The organism is Halorubrum laminariae, from assembly GCF_024494655.1.
In the GTDB taxonomy this organism is placed as follows: Archaea; Halobacteriota; Halobacteria; order Halobacteriales; family Haloferacaceae; genus Halorubrum; species Halorubrum laminariae.
On sequence record NZ_JANHDL010000003.1, the window covers coordinates 272,055 to 286,459 of the forward strand.

The window sequence follows — 14,405 nt, forward strand, 5'->3', positions numbered from 1 at the left end:
CGGCGAGACTCGCTGTCAGCGACTCAGTCGTCAGCGGGAGCCGGTTCACTACCCGCGGAGAGACTGATGTCCGGCTCGTCCACGCCGAGTTCGTCGAGGGCGCTTTGAGCGGCCTTCTTGCCGGAGACTAACATCGCGCCGAAGGTCGGGCCCATCCTCGGGAGGCCGTGGGCGGTCGCGACCGCCATGCCCGAGGCGATCAGGCCGTCGTGGACGACGCCAGTATGCTCGACCACGGCGTCTTCACTCTCGCCGACCCACATCGAATCGTGGCCGGGCGAGTCGTGCCCCGGCGCGCCGTACTGCCCGTCGTCGGTCTGATCCATCCCGGTGTTGTGTTCTTTCGCGTGTTCGATTCCCGGTGCCGAGAGCACGCCCCGCTCGTCGAGTTTGCTGATCGCGACCGCGTCGTGGCCGGTGGCGTCGATCACGAGGTCGGACTCGACCGCGATCGGGTCGACGCAGGTGATCTCGCGCGGGAGCGCGTGGACCGGCGTCCAGTTCATCACGATCCCGCCGACGCGATGGTCCTCGCGGACGACGAGGTCGGTGAACTCCGTCATGTTCTGGACACGCGCGCCGGCGTCGCACGCCGCCTTGATGAGCCCGGAGCAGGCCTCCGGGCCGGCCGCCGTGTAGAGCCCGTCCACGTCCTCGACCGGCTCGTAGTCGACATCGAGGTCGTCGAGTATCTCTTGGGCCGGATCGCGGACCGTCACCGTGTTCATCAGGAAGCCGCCGAGCCAGAACCCGCCGCCGAGGTAGTTGTTCTTCTCGACGATCATCACCTTCACGCCGCGCTCTGCCAGTTCCTTCGCGGCCATCAGTCCCGACGGCCCGCCACCGAGAATGATCACTTCTGACTCGGTAAAATCGAGAAACCCGTCCGTCCACTCGGTGCCGATCGCCTGCGTTACGTCCGTCTCGCTCACGTCTGCGAAGCCGTTGTATCCGTTCATACAACCAAGTGATATTACTAGGTAGTATTAATGGTTACGGTCGGCGGCGCACTGAGGGTGCACTCAACCGGCTCGGGCCGTATCGATCCCGCTCGACGCTCCCAACTCGTAGCCTTTTTACCCGCGCTGGCGGTATTCGCACTTACTATGGCTGAGGACAAGGCACGAAGCACCGGGAGTGCGGGCCGATTCGGCGCTCGCTACGGCCGGGTCTCCCGCAAACGGGTTCAGGACATCGAAGAGGAGATGCGCAACGCGACCGTCGACGGCGACGACGTCAAGCGCGTCGGGACGGGCATCTGGGTCAACGAGGAGACGGGCGAGACATTCACCGGCGGGGCCTACCGCCCCGAGACGCCGGGTGGCCGTACCGTCCGTCGCTCCATCCGCGCTGCGCTCGCCGACGAGGAGTAGGTAGATGAGCTACAAGTGCTCCCGCTGCAAGCGCGACGTCACACTTGACGAGTACGGCGGCGTACGCTGTCCGTACTGCGGCCACCGCGTCCTCCTGAAAGAGCGCGGCGGCGACGTGAAGGAAGTCAACGTCGAGTAGGCGGTCGGCTGGTGGCGACCGTGACGGCTCTTTCGATGACTCGCGCACACGAAACGGTTCTCACGTTCACGTACCCCTCCGAGCGGCGCGCACGGCTCGTCAGCGACGCGCTCGCACCTGAAGTCGATGAGATCGACGATGCTCGCTCGGGCGCGACAGTCGATCGCGACGTGGCGGCGGTGCGCGTTCGCGTCGTCGCCGACGATCTGGTCGCGCTCCGCGCCGGGGTCAACAGCTGGTCGCGGCTCGTCGCCGTCGCAGAGCATGTCAGCGCCAGTGGTGGAGAGTGACATTGATGGTGAGTGACATTGGTGGTGTGTGACACTGGTGGAGAGTGAGGTTCGCGGAGCGTGACGACAAGTCTTGTCCGACGAGAGCGAATGGTAGTGCGAGATCGAGCGCCTATTCAATCGTTTTTGGGCTCTTGAGTGCCTGTATCGTTGTTTTCTCTTCTCGGTAGAGAAGACGGGGGTTTTTCTGTCCGGGTCGCTACCTTCTGTCCATGCAAGGGAACATGCCGCCCGAGGCACAGGAGAAGATCGAGGAGCTTCAGGAACTCCAAGAGACCGCCCAACAGGTTGCAGAACAGAAAGAGCAGGCGAAGAGCGCACTCAACGAGTCGAAGACCGCGCTTGACGCTCTCGAAGATGTCGACGAGGACGCCGGAATGTACCGCGAGATCGGCGAAGTCCTCGTCGAGACCGACTACGAGTCCGCCCGCGCGGACCTCGAGAACAAGGTCGACTCCCTCGAAGTTCGCGCCGAACAGCTCGAAAAACAGGAAGAGCGCGTCGAAGAGCAGTTCGACGACCTTCAGGGCGAACTGCAGCAGATGCTCCAGGGCGGCGCTGGCGGCGGTCCGATGGGTCCGGGCGGTCCGGGCGCGGGCGGCGCGTAAGCCGCGATGAGCGACGAATCGACCGGTGACCAGTCGGCTAACGGTCCGAGCGACACGGAGGTTGTCGACGCCGCCGCCGAGGCGGCCGAAGGCATCGTCTTCAAACACTACGACCAGTCGACGGTGACCGACCTTGACGTGACCGTCACGTTCGAAGACGGCGTCCTCGACGTCGACGTGTATCTCAACGTGCCCGACGATGCCGAACCCGATCCCGACACCGTCGCCAGCGACGCCGCGGAGACCGCCGGCGACGCGGTCGACGAACTCTTCGCGGAGTAACAGGTCGCCAAGACCTGTCTCTCGTTACGTAGTCACAGTTGCCGGTGACCGTGACCAAACTCTGATGACCGAGAGCGACGAGCGACCGACAGTGACATCTTTATGACGTGTTGGCACCGATAGTTATTACTCAGTTACTGTGCTATGAGACCACATGTCATCCAGTTATGGCGGAACGTCGGCCTTCGAGCGGCTTCGGGCGCGGCTTGACGGGCGGCCACGCACCTGTGAGGAGTGTGGGTTCGTGGACGACGGGGAGTGGGAGGCAGCCACCTCGGGCGCGACTGTCGAGTACCGACGAGAGTGTTCGAGTTGCGGGACCGAACAGATACGCCGCTACCGGTTGTGAGGCCTTCGGAGGGCAGTCCGGCACGGATCGATTCGTGCGAGTGAGTCAGTCGGTGAAGGCGTGAATGTACGACGCGATCTGCTGTCCGACCGACGGGAGCCGCGGGAGCGACGCTGCCGTCGAACACGCCTGTAATCTCGCGGCGCTTGCCGACGCTCGGATCCATGCCCTGTTCGTCGTCGACAACTCGGTTCCCGGAGTCGGGGAGTGGGATATGGCCGTCGAGCGCGAGGAGGCTCGCGGCGAGCGCGCGCTCGACGCGGTCACCGAGGCCGGCGAGCGGTGCGACGTTCCCGTCGAGCGGCACCTCCGGCGCGGACGGGTACACGAGGAGATCCTCGACGCCGCAGAACAGTATGAAGTCGATCTGATCGTGATGGGGACACACGGGCGAACCGGGCTCGGCAGGTTCCTCTCCGCCGGCTCCGTCGCCGAGCGAGTCGTGCGCCACAGCGCGGTACCAGTGTTGACCGTACGGGCGACAGGCGGGGATGTCGACGACGCCTGAGCTATCGGTGATACCAGAAGTCCGGCGAGGACGGTAACGGCTTCCCGAGCGGAGCGCGCCGACTACGCGGACTCGCAGATGGACACGAAGTTCTCGAAGACCTCCTCGCCGCGCTCGGTGTGCGCGACTTCGGGGTGCCACTGGACGCCGTAGTGGTCTGCGTCGACATCCGCCATCGCCTCGATCCCGCAGACGTCGGAGGTGGCGGTCCGAACGAATCCGTCTGGTAGTTCCTTCACTTCGTCGGCGTGAGAGGCCCACACGCGGGTCTCGGGCGCGAGCGACCCCACGAGCGGGTCGTCGTCGTCGACGATCTCGATGTCGACATCGGCGTAGCCGCCGTAGTCGCCGCCGCCGACCGCTCCACCACGTTCGAGGGCGATCAGCTGCATCCCGAGGCAGATCCCGAAGACGGGCACGTCAAGGTCGAGGTAGTCGGGCGCGTTGCCGACGCGGTCCATGTCGGGCCCGCCGGAGAGGACGATCCCGTCGGCGTCCACCTCGTCGGCGGGTGCGTCCGCCGGAACGATCTCGGTGTCGACGCCGAGGTCGCGGAGCGCCCGCCGTTCGAGGTGCGTGAACTGGCCGTGGAGGTCGATGACGACGATCCGGGTCATGGAACCGATTGCGGACTCGCGCACAAAAACGGCTCGGAACCGACTGCAGTATCGTGGGTTTTTGCTCCGATTTGAAGACAATTCGATCCGGATCCGTGGATCAGTTTTGGTCAGACGGATCGCCGTTGGCCCGTCGGTCCGCAGTCAGTCGTCGAGCGGGCCGGACTTCGTGAACTCGCGGAGCAGGACGGTCGCGTACGACCCGCTCGGGAGCGCGAACGCGAACCGCGGGTCGCCGTCGTCGACGGTCACGTCGAGGTCTGTGCGAAGGAGGATCGCTCGACGGGTTCCGGACGAGTCGAACTCGCCGGGCAGCGCGAAGTCTCTCGGGTCGATATCGGCGTCGTCGAGCACCGCGCGTTCAATCTCGCCGGGCTCGTCGTCAGCGAGGTCGATGTCGGTGCCGACGAGCGGCGCGGTGACGAACGCCCGACCCCGTTCGCAGTGACGGGAGACAACGGAGACGCGGTCGGCGTCGACGCGCTGGATCCGATCCGTGTCGGGGGCGTATAACTCGTCTGGCGCGTTGCCGTCCGCGAAACAGACCACATCGCCGGCAACGGGGCGATCGAAGTGGATTCCGCGTCGAAGGCGCTCGCTCACGATCCGATTGAACAGGGCCGACTGCGCAGCGTTGACGAACAGCCGCTGGAGATTCGAGGGAACAGCCTCCAGTGCGTGCCACCAGTCGTCGTGGTCGCGCGGCGCGGCGGGGTCGACATCGCGGTCCGCGAGCCGATGGACCATTGAGCGCTCGAATCGGAGCTTTCGGGGGAGCGCGTCGAGGCAGGCCGCCCAGTCGCCGTCGCCGGTGCCGTCCGCGTGTTCGTCTCCGTCATCGGCGGCGTCCGCGCGTCCGCCGTCACCGGCGTCTGCCCGCTCGTCGCCGACGCCGAACGCGGCGTCGACCCGGTCGCGAGCAGCCTGCGTGTCGTCCGGCTCCGCCGGTGCAGGGTTCCCCGCGTACAGCCGGACCGCCTCTCGCGGATCGCGCCGGACGATCGCGAGCCCGACGCGGTGGGTGACCGGCCGGCGGCTCCCGAACCGCTGCTGGCCGAAGTAGTTGGGGACGCCGACGGTCGCGCCCGTGATTTCGAGGGTGCCATCTGGCCCCGCGATCTCACCCTCGTCCGCGTCCACATCTGACTCCGCGCCCGCGAACGCGCTGAGGTCCCGAGCCACGTCGGCGACTCGTTTGGGGGCGTCCGCGACCGCGTCGGCGACCCGGATCTCGAAAGCGTTGCCGGCGAGGTCGCCGAAAGAGAGTCCCCGACCGGCGCGTCCGAGCGGATCGATCTCTGCACCGCGGATGTCGGGGAGGTCGGCGGCGTCGACGCTGCGGAGCGTGAATAGCTGTGTCGTGACGGCGCGTTTGTCCTTCGTTCCCGCCCACGAGACCCGCTCGCGGCTGATCTGCAGCGCGTCTGAGATCCGCCGCGCGAAGTCATTCGTATCCCAGTCGCGGAGGGTGACGCGAACGATGAGTTCGGGATAGCTCCCCGGATCGGCGTCGAGTGGCTCCGGCTCGAACGCCTCCAACTCTCGGACGCGGAAGTCGTCGGGCGTCTCGCGGAGCCGTCCGCCGATTCCGTCCGCGTCGCTGACGTAGTAGTCCATGCCGACCGCGCGCTCGATCGGGTGGCCCTCTCGGAGGGTGATGGCGTCTCGGAGGTCGTCACCGTCTCGGTGTTCGTCTCCCATCAGTCAGTACAGCGAGAGATCGCCGGTCACGCGGTCAACCAGTTCGTCGCGGCCGGGACCGACCGCGAGCGCGGTGACAGTTCCCGGCTCCAGTTGGGTGTGACCGGCGTCGCGGACGATTGCGTACGGCAGTCCTTCTGTCTCTGCCTTGTCGGCCAGTTCGAACAGTTGGCTCTCGGAATCGCCCTTGAGCACGACCTTCTTTTGTCCCTCGCCCTGCCACTTCTTGCGGGCGCGTCTGCCGGCGTCTTGATACGCTGACAGCGACGCGTGCGCGACCTGCGCGGCGAGTTTCCCCTGACCCATTCCGATATCGGTCCGGGCGACGATGGCCTGCTTCATACCCGTTCGCACCGCCGCCGCGGGTTTAGCGTTTGTCTCTCGGCGGTCGCGCTCCAGATTACGAGGGCGTTCCCGCTAGACGGGGACGACCGCGATATTGAAACGACCGGAGCCCTCAGGTGATGTATGCATCGCAGACGGTTCCTCCGGCAGGCCGGCGCGCTCGGGGCGGTGGGGGCCTCGATCGGTCTCGCCGGCTGTGCCGGCGTTGGCGGTGACCCAGGATACGACGTGGGGATGACGGCGTCTGCGTTCCGGCCGGCCGAGATAACCGTCGCCGTCGGCGACACCGTGGTCTGGGAGAACACGAGCGCGCGCACCCACACGGTCACCGCCAGCCGACTCCCGGACGACGCGTCGTACTTCGCGTCCGGCGGATACGACGACTACGAGACCGCGCTGGATGAGTGGGAGAGCGAGTTCGGCGGCGGGCTGGAGACGGGAGACCGCTTCTCGCACACGTTCACCGTTCCGGGCACGCACCACTACGTCTGTATCCCGCACCTCACCGGCGGCATGGTTGGGACGGTGTCCGTCGAGGAGTGACGTGTCATGCGTCTCAACGTTGACCGAACTCGACGAAACTCATTAGCGCCCCCGAGCCTAACCGTTACCAACTGACCCATGGCCATCGCGACGCTTCTCGGAGTCGACGTTCTCCTGTTTCTCGCCATCGGGGTCCTCGGTGGAGCCCACTGCATCGGCATGTGCGGCCCGCTCGTTACCGTCTACGCCGGACGGATGCGCGATGAGGCCGGCGGCCGCACCGACGGGGGCGCGACCGGCAGCCAGACGCGCGGCGGCTCAGGCACCGCAACCGGCGGCCGCGCGAGCCATCTCACCACCTACGAGGTCCGCCAGCACGCCCTGTTCAATCTCGGGCGGGCGACCAGTTACACCCTCATCGGCGCGGCGCTCGGCGCGCTCGGCGGCGCAGTGCTCGTCACGACGGCGACACTGACAGGCGCGGCGGAAGCCGTTCGAGGGATTGTCGGCCTCGGCGTCGGGGCGGCCGTTATTGTCGTCGGCGTCCGCTACGCGCTCGGCAGCGCGACCGGCGGCGTCCACCTCCCCGGACTCGACCGCGTCACCGGCTGGCTCACGGGGCACGTCGACCGGCTGGCGAACGGCCCCGGGATCGTGGGGCTCGGCGCGCTCCACGGGCTGTTGCCCTGCCCCATCCTCTACCCGGCGTACCTCTACGCGTTCGCGAGCGGCTCGGCGACGAGCGGCGCGCTCGCGCTCGCTGCGCTCGGCGTCGGCACGATGCCAGCGGTGTTCCTCTACGGCACGGTGATCGAGGGGGTCGACGCGGTCCACCGCAGGCGGGTCCACCGACTGCTCGGACTCGCGTTCGTCGCGCTCGGCTACGTGCTGTTCGCGCACGGACTGATGGCCGTCGGCGTTCACGTCCCGCACCCAAGCCTGCCGTTCTGGAACCCGCTCGACGTCACCGGCGCTGGCAGTCACGGGGGGATGTGAATGGGCGGTGACGGCTGCATCCTCTGTGACCTCCCGACCGACGGCGTCGACATCACTGACGACGACGGGAACCGCTTCTGCTGTGCCGGCTGTCGGGACGTGTACGCGGCCCTCGGCGACGCCGATATCGACGCTGACGACGTGCGCGCGCGGCGCTCCGCGAACGCCGATGAGAGCGACACCAGAGGTTCCGAGGTTCCGGCCGACCACGAGGCGACGTTTCTGGAGGTCGACGGGATGCACTGTGCGACATGCGAGGCGTTCATCGAGACGGTCGCGACCGACACCGAGGGAGTGAGCGCCGCGAGCGCGAGCTACGTCACGGACACGGTGCGGATCGACCACGACCCGGACGCCGTCTCTACCGACGACCTCTCCGAGGCGGTGAGCGGGCTCGGCTACAGCGCGTACCCGCGCGACGATGCCTTCGAGCAACGCCGGGCCGACAACATGGCGACGGCGCGACTCGCCGTGGGCGTACTCGTCGGGATGGCGATCATGCTCCAGTACGTCGTCATCATCTATCCCACCTACTTCGCGTTTCCCTTCTACAACGAGCGGACGCTAGAGTATCTCGACGCGGCGATGGCGTCGACCTCCGGGACGTACTTCTTCATCGTCATCGCCGTGTTGACCACGCTGGTACTGTTCGTGACGGGCAAACCGATACTCCGTGGGGCGTACGTCAGCGCGAAGACGCGCTCACCGAACATGGATCTCCTCGTCGCGCTCGCGGCGGTCAGCGCGTACGTTTACAGCACGCTCGCGGTGATATTCGTCGAGTCCCCCTCCGTCTACTACGACGTGACCGTCGCGATCATCGTGATCGTCACGGTCGGGAACCACTACGAGGACGCGATCAAATCCCGCGCGACGGAGTTGCTCTCCGATCTCACCGCCGTGCAGGTCGACTCGGCGCGGCGAATCGATGCAGACGGGGACACGGAAGATGTCGCGCTCGACGCCTTGAATCCCGGCGACCGCGTGCTCGTGCGCGCCGGCGAGCGGATTCCGGTCGACGGTGAGGTCGTCATGGGCGACGCGGCGGTCGACGAGTCGGTCGTCACCGGCGAGTCGCTGCCCGTCCGGAAAACGTCGGATGACGCCGTCGTCGGTGGGTCGGTCGTCGCCGACGGATCGTTGACAGTCGCGGTCGGGCCGGACGCGAGTTCCAGCCTCGACCGCGTCTCCGAGTTGGTCTGGGACCTCCAGAGCGGGAACCACGGCGTTCAGAAGCTCGCCGACCGACTCGCGACGATATTTGTTCCCGCGGTGCTCTTGATCGCGGTCGTCGCCGCCGCGGTCAACCTCGCGCTCGGCAGCGGCGTGACGCGGGCGATGCTGGTCGGTCTCACGGTGCTCATCGTCTCGTGTCCGTGCGCGCTCGGGCTCGCGACGCCGCTCGCTGTGGCCGCGGGGATCCGCGACGCCTTGGAACGGAACATCGTGATCTTCGACGACACCGTCTTCGAGCGCGTCCGCGACGCCGACACAGTCGTCTTCGACAAGACGGGGACGCTGACGACGGGAGAGATGCAGGTGATCGAGCGCGACCTCGACGACGACCTGCTCCGGCTCGCGGCCGCATTGGAGGAGCGGTCCGCCCATCCAGTCGGGCAGGCGATCGCGGCGGCGCGGTCGGCGGGTCCCGGAGAGATTGCCGGCGACACGGTTCCCGGCGACGGCGACTCGACGCCCGCGGTCGCAGACGGAGGAGTGGCCGCAGCGCACGACGACGAGTCATCTTCGCCAACGGTCGCGGAGTTCAAGAGTCACGCCCGCGGCGTCTCCGGCGTCGTCGACGGGACGCCGGTCGTCGTCGGCCACCCCGACCTCTTCGACGAGCGGGGGTGGGACGTACCGGACCGGATCCGCGAGATGGTCACCGCCGCCCGCGACGTGGGACGCGTCCCGGTCGCGGTCGGCCGCGACGGCGCGGCAGAGGGGATGATCGTCGTCGGCGACAAACTGCGCGAGGGCTGGGAGGAAACGGTGACCACGCTCGACGACGGCGGTGTGAACGTGGTTGTGCTCACGGGCGACGACGATCGCGCAGCGACGGTCTTCTCGGAACACGACGCGGTCTCGTCGGTGTTCGCTGGCGTCCCGCCGGAGGGGAAAGCCGAGACCGTCACGCGGCTGAAGGCCGACGGACTCACTGTGATGGTCGGCGACGGGACCAACGACGCGCCCGCGCTCGCCGCGGCCGATCTCGGGATCGCGCTTGGTGGCGGCACCGCGATGGCGGCCGACGCCGCGGATGTGGCGATCGTCGACGACGACCTCGGCTCCGTGGCGACCGTCTTCGAACTCGCGCGGGCTGCCGGCCGGCGGGTGAAGGGCAACATCGGCTGGGCGTTCCTGTACAACGCGGTCGCCATCCCGCTCGCGGCACTTGGATTGCTCAATCCGCTCTTCGCCGCGGTCGCGATGGGCCTGTCCAGCCTGCTCGTGGTGACGAACTCCTCGCGGGCGCTGCTGTCAGACGACGCGTGACCGTGGGGACAGCGCCGCCGAGTCCCGGACGCACCCGCCCGTACCGCAAGCCACTTTCGGCTCACACGGGTACACGCATGCGATGACAGACCAACAGCAACAGCCCGCGGCACCGCTCCGAAACGGGATGCCCGCCCTCGGAATCGGAACGTGGCAAAACGAGGACTCCTCCCAGTGTACCGAGTCGGTTCAAACCGCACTGGAGGCGGGATACCGTCACGTCGACACCGCACAGGCGTACGGCAACGAGGCGGCCGTCGGCGAGGGGATCGCGACCGCCGACGTGGACCGCGAGGACGTGTTCCTCGCCACGAAGGTCTGGATCGACAACCTCGCGCCCGAAGATGTCGCCACCTCGACGCGCGAGAGCCTCCAGAAGCTCGCGGTCGATTCGGTCGACCTGCTGTACGTCCACTGGCCGGCCGGCGCGTACGATCCTGAGGAGACGCTGTCGGCGTTCGCCGAACTGCGCGACGACGGCCTGATCGACCGGATCGGCGTCTCGAACTTCGAGCCCGCCCACCTCGACGAGGCGACCGACGTGCTCGGCGAGGCTCCGTTCGCGAACCAAGTCGAGATGCACCCGCTCCTCCAACAGGAGGAACTCCGCGAGTACGCCGACGGCAGCGATCTCGAACTCGTCGCGTACTCGCCGCTGGCCCGCGGCGCGGTCTTCGACAACCCGACCGTCACGGAGATCGCCGAGGACCACGGCGTCAGCGCGGCGCAAGTCTCGCTCGCGTGGCTCGGCGAGAAGGGCGTGACCGCCATCCCGAAGGCAACGAGCGAGGCCCACATCCGCGACAACTACGCGAGCCTCGGCGTCGATCTGACGGACGAAGATGTCGCCGCGATCGACGCGATCGACGAGCGCGACCGCCGCGTCGACCCTGACTTCGGACCCGACTGGGACTGAACGACACGTCCTCGACATCGCGGTCTCTTCGACATCGCAGTCTCTTCGACATCGCAGTCTCTTCGACAATGTCGGTGCGGTGGCGCGTGCCGTGAGCGGCCCGACGGGCCGCGAGCGACCGCGCGAGGGAGGGCAGGGGCGGCCGCGACGCGGTGCGGGTCCGCGGCCGCCGCCGACCGAGGCTGGGGAGGCATGAGGTACGGTCCACGTGCGAGGCGACCGAACGACCCCCGATACGCCGTTCACGACACGTGCTCGTCGAGAAACTCGACGATCGCGCGGTACGCCTCGATGCGGTTCTCCAGCTTCGAGAAGCCGTGGCCCTCGTCGTCGAAGATCAGCTTGCGGACGGGAACGCCCTGATCGCGGGCCCGCTCGACTATCTGTTCGGCCTCGTCGACGGGGACCCGCGGGTCGTTCTCGCCGTGGAGGACGAAAAGGGGCGACTGAATGCGGTCGATTCTGTTGATCGGCGAGATCGACTCTAGGAACTCCCGGTCCTCGGCGAGCGACCCGTACTCGGCCTCCCGCAGTGAGCGCCGCCAGTCGCCGGTGTTTTCGAGGAACGTCACGAAGTTCGCGATCCCGACGACATCGACGCCGGCGGCCCACAGGTCGGGATATTCCGTCAGCGCCGCGAGTACCATGAACCCGCCGTAGGAGCCGCCCATCGCGACGACGCGGTTGGGATCGATCTCGGGATAGTCGTGAAGCCACTCGACGCCCGCCCGGAGGTCGTTCACCGAGTCCATCCGCTTTCGCACGTCGTCTAAGGCGGCGTACGCCTTTCCGTACCCCGAGGAGCCGCGGACGTTCGGTTCGAATACCGCGTACCCGCTGTTCAGTAGGTACTGCGTGACCGACGAAAAGGAGGGGCGGCGCTGCGACTCCGGCCCGCCGTGAATGTCGACGACGACGGGATACCCCGCCTCGGGCGGCTCCGTCTCGGGAACCGAGAAGTACGCCGGGATCTCCCGCTCGTCGAAGGTGGGGTAGTGGACCAGCTCGCGCTCGACGAAGGTCTCGGGCGGGATACCGGCGGTCGCGGCCGCGGTCCATCGCTCCGTCTCTCCCGTCGTCGTCTCGACGACGTGGACGTTCGCGTTGCGCTTGCTCCCCGCCGCGGTGACCGCGAACCGGTCGCCCTCGGGCCCGAAGCTCACCCCGCCAGCGACGCCGTCCGGGAGGTCGGGCGCGGGCAGTTCGTCGATCCGATCGGGCGTGGCCAGTTCACCGACCGAGAGATCGGTGTACCCGTCGACGTTGCGCGAGTAGACCAGCCGCCGGGAGTCCTCGTGGAGCGCGACGCCGTCGATGTTCCACTCGCCGCCGGCAGCGACGACTGCGAACTCGCCGGTCACGAGATCGAGTCGCTCCAAGCGGAGCGTGTCGCTGTCGCGGTCTGTAACCAAGTATATCGCCTCGCCGTCGGGGCCCCACTCGGGGCTGCCGTAGCGCACGTCGCCCTCGTGTGGCGTGTGGTGTGTCAACTCGCCGTTCTCGACGTCGAGGGTGTACAGGTCGTGGTCGAACGAGGCGTGCGCCTCGTGGACGATCAGCCGGTCGTCGCTCGGCGACCAGCCGGCGACGGAGAGCCAGCCGTCGCCCTCGTACACGAGGTCGGCGTCGGGCGGATCGCTCGAACCACTCGGATCGCCCGCGGCGTCTCCGGTCGACCCGCCCGCGCGCTCCTGCACGTACACGTCGAAGACGGCCTCGTCACGACGGTTTGAGGCGAACGCGAATCGGTCGCCCTCGCTATCCCAGCCGCCCCAGCGGTGCTTCACCTCCGGGCGATCGGTGAGATCGACGATCTCGCCCGATTCGTAGTTGAGGCGATACAGCTGCGTGCGCTCGTTCCCGCCCTCGTCCATGCCGAAGACGGCCTCGGGGCGCTCCGGCGAGGAGTCGACGAACGAGACGGCTTCCTCGAAGAACGTGCGCTGCGTGGGCCACTCCAGTGGTGAGTCGAGCGACCACACCTGCCCGGTGCCGGTCGTGTTCAGGATGACGGAGAGACGGCCGTCGGGACCGATGTCCGCCCCGCCAGCGCTGCGCACGTTGAGGTACCGTTCGATGTCGTACCGGTGCATGAGATGTTGGTTCCGCGCGCGGTGTGAAACCGTTTCGGGTGGGGATCGTCTCGGTGGACCGCGTCGGCGTCGGTCTGTGGCACGATCAGTCTGTGGCCCACCCGGCAAGACGCGTCGATGCCGTGTCTTTTTACCGACCGCCGTCGTCGGATCGGCGTATGCGCGTCGCGTTCGTCTCGCTTTTCGTTCCCGGACACGGTGACACACCCGCCCGGAGCCGAACGCGTCGAGTGGCCCGCGGCCTCGCCGACCGCGGCCACGAGGTGACGTGGCTCTGTGCCCGCTGGTGGGGCGGCGACCACGCCGCATTCGAGGAGGAGGGAATCTCGTACCGGTCCGTCACCGCCGATCCCGCCCCGTCGGCGTTCGCGGCGCGGCTTCCGGTCGCGCTCCGCCGCGTCGATCCCGACGTGGTCCACGCGGTCAACAGCCCGCCGACGCCGGGGCTCGGGGCGACGGTCGCGGGGACGCTCACGCGGACGCCGGTCGTCGTCGACTGGTGGCGCGACCACCCCGCGGACGCCGCTCGGCGGTACCGGCTGCTCGCGCGGAGCGCCGATCTCGTGACGACGCCGTCGCGAACGGTCAAGACGCGAGTGCGCGAGCACGGCGCGGACGGCGACGAGGTGCGAGTCGTTCCCGAGAGCATCGACTTCGACCTCGTCGAAGAGGCCCCCGTCGACGACCGCTTCGACGCGGTGTACTCTCGGGAGCTCGACCGCCACGCCAACGTCGAGACGTTCCTGCTCGGGCTCGCCGAGCTTCGCGACCGCGACTGGACCGCCGCGGTCGTGGGCGACGGGCCCGAACGCGGCCGGATCGAGTCGATGGCGAAGGATCTCCGAATCGACGACAGGGTGTCGTTTCTCGGCGACCTGCCGCTCCGTGAGCGCGTCTCGCTTTTCAAGGGGACGCACGTCGCGGTCGCGACGGCGACGTGGGAGACGTTCGCCACGGAGTTGTTGTGGGCGCTCGCGTGCGGCTGCGTCGCACTCGTCGAGTATCAGGCGGACTCCAGCGCACACGAGCTCGTCGAGGGGCGTGCGCGCGGACGGCTGGTGACGACACCGGCGGAGCTCGCCGACGAGTTCGTGTCCGTCGCCGAACTTGAGAGAAAGACCGTCGAGCGGGACTTCGCGGAGTACGACCACGACGTGGTGTTAGACCGATACGTGGCGGCGTACCGATCGCTCACGTCCGATTGAGGAT

General features: G+C 67.7%; 17 protein-coding genes. 12 read left to right on the forward strand and 5 right to left on the reverse strand.

Annotated features, from left to right (window positions below; genetic code table 11):
• Positions 1-23 precede the first annotated feature (23 nt).
• The gene (locus tag NO887_RS07445; protein ID WP_256417836.1) at positions 24-959 is read right to left on the reverse strand and encodes a thiazole biosynthesis protein; all 936 of its coding nucleotides are present in this window, start codon (positions 957-959) and stop codon (positions 24-26) included.
• A gap of 147 nt (positions 960-1,106) precedes the next feature.
• On the opposite strand from NO887_RS07445, the gene NO887_RS07450 reads away from it, so the two are divergent.
• From NO887_RS07450 to NO887_RS07480, 7 genes are all read left to right on the forward strand, one after another.
• Positions 1,107-1,373: a 50S ribosomal protein L37ae gene (locus NO887_RS07450; RefSeq protein ID WP_006114269.1), complete on the forward strand. Its 267-nt coding sequence runs from the start codon at positions 1,107-1,109 to the stop codon at positions 1,371-1,373.
• A 4-nt stretch (positions 1,374-1,377) separates the two neighbouring features.
• Complete coding sequence (locus tag NO887_RS07455; RefSeq protein ID WP_004049526.1) at positions 1,378-1,512, forward strand: DNA-directed RNA polymerase subunit P; 135 nt, start codon at positions 1,378-1,380, stop codon at positions 1,510-1,512.
• Between the two features lie 35 nt (positions 1,513-1,547).
• Positions 1,548-1,802: a KEOPS complex subunit Pcc1 gene (locus tag NO887_RS07460; protein ID WP_256417838.1), complete on the forward strand. Its 255-nt coding sequence runs from the start codon at positions 1,548-1,550 to the stop codon at positions 1,800-1,802.
• A gap of 224 nt (positions 1,803-2,026) precedes the next feature.
• Entirely contained in the window at positions 2,027-2,410 is a 384-nt protein-coding gene (locus tag NO887_RS07465) for a prefoldin subunit beta (protein ID WP_049982814.1), read from the forward strand.
• A gap of 6 nt (positions 2,411-2,416) precedes the next feature.
• Positions 2,417-2,692: a DUF3194 domain-containing protein gene (locus tag NO887_RS07470; RefSeq protein WP_256417839.1), complete on the forward strand. Its 276-nt coding sequence runs from the start codon at positions 2,417-2,419 to the stop codon at positions 2,690-2,692.
• Positions 2,693-2,846: 154 nt separating this feature from the next.
• Positions 2,847-3,041: an HVO_0649 family zinc finger protein gene (locus tag NO887_RS07475; RefSeq protein WP_256417840.1), complete on the forward strand. Its 195-nt coding sequence runs from the start codon at positions 2,847-2,849 to the stop codon at positions 3,039-3,041.
• Positions 3,042-3,105: 64 nt separating this feature from the next.
• Positions 3,106-3,549 (forward strand): universal stress protein, encoded by a 444-nt coding sequence (locus tag NO887_RS07480; protein WP_256417841.1) that lies wholly within the window; start codon positions 3,106-3,108, stop codon positions 3,547-3,549.
• Positions 3,550-3,611: 62 nt separating this feature from the next.
• Here the strand turns inward: NO887_RS07480 and NO887_RS07485 are convergent, their stop codons facing one another.
• The 3 genes from NO887_RS07485 to pth2 form a co-directional block, all read right to left on the reverse strand.
• Entirely contained in the window at positions 3,612-4,166 is a 555-nt protein-coding gene (locus NO887_RS07485; protein ID WP_256417842.1) for a GMP synthase subunit A, read from the reverse strand.
• Positions 4,167-4,310: 144 nt separating this feature from the next.
• A complete protein-coding gene (truD, locus tag NO887_RS07490; protein ID WP_256417843.1) occupies positions 4,311-5,867 on the reverse strand; it encodes a tRNA pseudouridine(13) synthase TruD in 1,557 nt (518 codons plus the stop codon).
• 3 nt (positions 5,868-5,870) lie between these two features.
• A complete protein-coding gene (pth2, locus tag NO887_RS07495) occupies positions 5,871-6,209 on the reverse strand; it encodes a peptidyl-tRNA hydrolase Pth2 (RefSeq protein WP_256417844.1) in 339 nt (112 codons plus the stop codon).
• A 126-nt stretch (positions 6,210-6,335) separates the two neighbouring features.
• Between pth2 and NO887_RS07500 the strand changes: the two genes are divergently transcribed.
• From NO887_RS07500 to NO887_RS07515, 4 genes are all read left to right on the forward strand, one after another.
• Positions 6,336-6,755 carry a cupredoxin domain-containing protein gene (locus tag NO887_RS07500; protein WP_256417845.1) on the forward strand — a complete coding sequence of 140 codons (420 nt, stop codon included), beginning with the start codon at positions 6,336-6,338 and terminating at the stop codon, positions 6,753-6,755.
• Positions 6,756-6,833: 78 nt separating this feature from the next.
• Positions 6,834-7,691 (forward strand): sulfite exporter TauE/SafE family protein, encoded by an 858-nt coding sequence (locus NO887_RS07505; protein ID WP_256417846.1) that lies wholly within the window; start codon positions 6,834-6,836, stop codon positions 7,689-7,691.
• Positions 7,692-10,187 carry a heavy metal translocating P-type ATPase gene (locus NO887_RS07510; protein WP_256417847.1) on the forward strand — a complete coding sequence of 832 codons (2,496 nt, stop codon included), beginning with the start codon at positions 7,692-7,694 and terminating at the stop codon, positions 10,185-10,187. It abuts the gene before it with no gap.
• 127 nt (positions 10,188-10,314) lie between these two features.
• The gene (locus NO887_RS07515) at positions 10,315-11,103 is read left to right on the forward strand and encodes an aldo/keto reductase (protein ID WP_256418015.1); all 789 of its coding nucleotides are present in this window, start codon (positions 10,315-10,317) and stop codon (positions 11,101-11,103) included.
• Positions 11,104-11,345: 242 nt separating this feature from the next.
• Here NO887_RS07515 and NO887_RS07520 read toward each other — a convergent pair whose 3' ends face one another.
• Positions 11,346-13,196 carry a S9 family peptidase gene (locus tag NO887_RS07520; RefSeq protein ID WP_256417848.1) on the reverse strand — a complete coding sequence of 617 codons (1,851 nt, stop codon included), beginning with the start codon at positions 13,194-13,196 and terminating at the stop codon, positions 11,346-11,348.
• Between the two features lie 158 nt (positions 13,197-13,354).
• Here NO887_RS07520 and NO887_RS07525 point away from each other — a divergent pair, with 158 nt between their 5' ends.
• Positions 13,355-14,401, forward strand: a complete 1,047-nt coding sequence (locus tag NO887_RS07525) for a glycosyltransferase family 4 protein (protein WP_256417849.1) — start codon at positions 13,355-13,357, stop codon at positions 14,399-14,401.
• Positions 14,402-14,405 lie beyond the last annotated feature (4 nt).

Bases quoted from the DNA above. Each gene is read 5' to 3' on its own strand.
- NO887_RS07445 (WP_256417836.1), bottom strand. From the start codon at position 959: ATGAACGGATACAACGGCTTCGCAGACGTGAGCGAGACGGACGTAACG.
- NO887_RS07450 (WP_006114269.1), top strand. From the start codon at position 1,107: ATGGCTGAGGACAAGGCACGAAGCACCGGGAGTGCGGGCCGATTCGGC.
- NO887_RS07455 (WP_004049526.1), top strand. From the start codon at position 1,378: ATGAGCTACAAGTGCTCCCGCTGCAAGCGCGACGTCACACTTGACGAG.
- NO887_RS07460 (WP_256417838.1), top strand. From the start codon at position 1,548: ATGACTCGCGCACACGAAACGGTTCTCACGTTCACGTACCCCTCCGAG.
- NO887_RS07465 (WP_049982814.1), top strand. From the start codon at position 2,027: ATGCCGCCCGAGGCACAGGAGAAGATCGAGGAGCTTCAGGAACTCCAA.
- NO887_RS07470 (WP_256417839.1), top strand. From the start codon at position 2,417: ATGAGCGACGAATCGACCGGTGACCAGTCGGCTAACGGTCCGAGCGAC.
- NO887_RS07475 (WP_256417840.1), top strand. From the start codon at position 2,847: ATGTCATCCAGTTATGGCGGAACGTCGGCCTTCGAGCGGCTTCGGGCG.
- NO887_RS07480 (WP_256417841.1), top strand. From the start codon at position 3,106: ATGTACGACGCGATCTGCTGTCCGACCGACGGGAGCCGCGGGAGCGAC.
- NO887_RS07485 (WP_256417842.1), bottom strand. From the start codon at position 4,166: ATGACCCGGATCGTCGTCATCGACCTCCACGGCCAGTTCACGCACCTC.
- truD (WP_256417843.1), bottom strand. From the start codon at position 5,867: ATGGGAGACGAACACCGAGACGGTGACGACCTCCGAGACGCCATCACC.
- pth2 (WP_256417844.1), bottom strand. From the start codon at position 6,209: ATGAAGCAGGCCATCGTCGCCCGGACCGATATCGGAATGGGTCAGGGG.
- NO887_RS07500 (WP_256417845.1), top strand. From the start codon at position 6,336: ATGCATCGCAGACGGTTCCTCCGGCAGGCCGGCGCGCTCGGGGCGGTG.
- NO887_RS07505 (WP_256417846.1), top strand. From the start codon at position 6,834: ATGGCCATCGCGACGCTTCTCGGAGTCGACGTTCTCCTGTTTCTCGCC.
- NO887_RS07510 (WP_256417847.1), top strand. From the start codon at position 7,692: ATGGGCGGTGACGGCTGCATCCTCTGTGACCTCCCGACCGACGGCGTC.
- NO887_RS07515 (WP_256418015.1), top strand. From the start codon at position 10,315: ATGCCCGCCCTCGGAATCGGAACGTGGCAAAACGAGGACTCCTCCCAG.
- NO887_RS07520 (WP_256417848.1), bottom strand. From the start codon at position 13,196: ATGCACCGGTACGACATCGAACGGTACCTCAACGTGCGCAGCGCTGGC.
- NO887_RS07525 (WP_256417849.1), top strand. From the start codon at position 13,355: ATGCGCGTCGCGTTCGTCTCGCTTTTCGTTCCCGGACACGGTGACACA.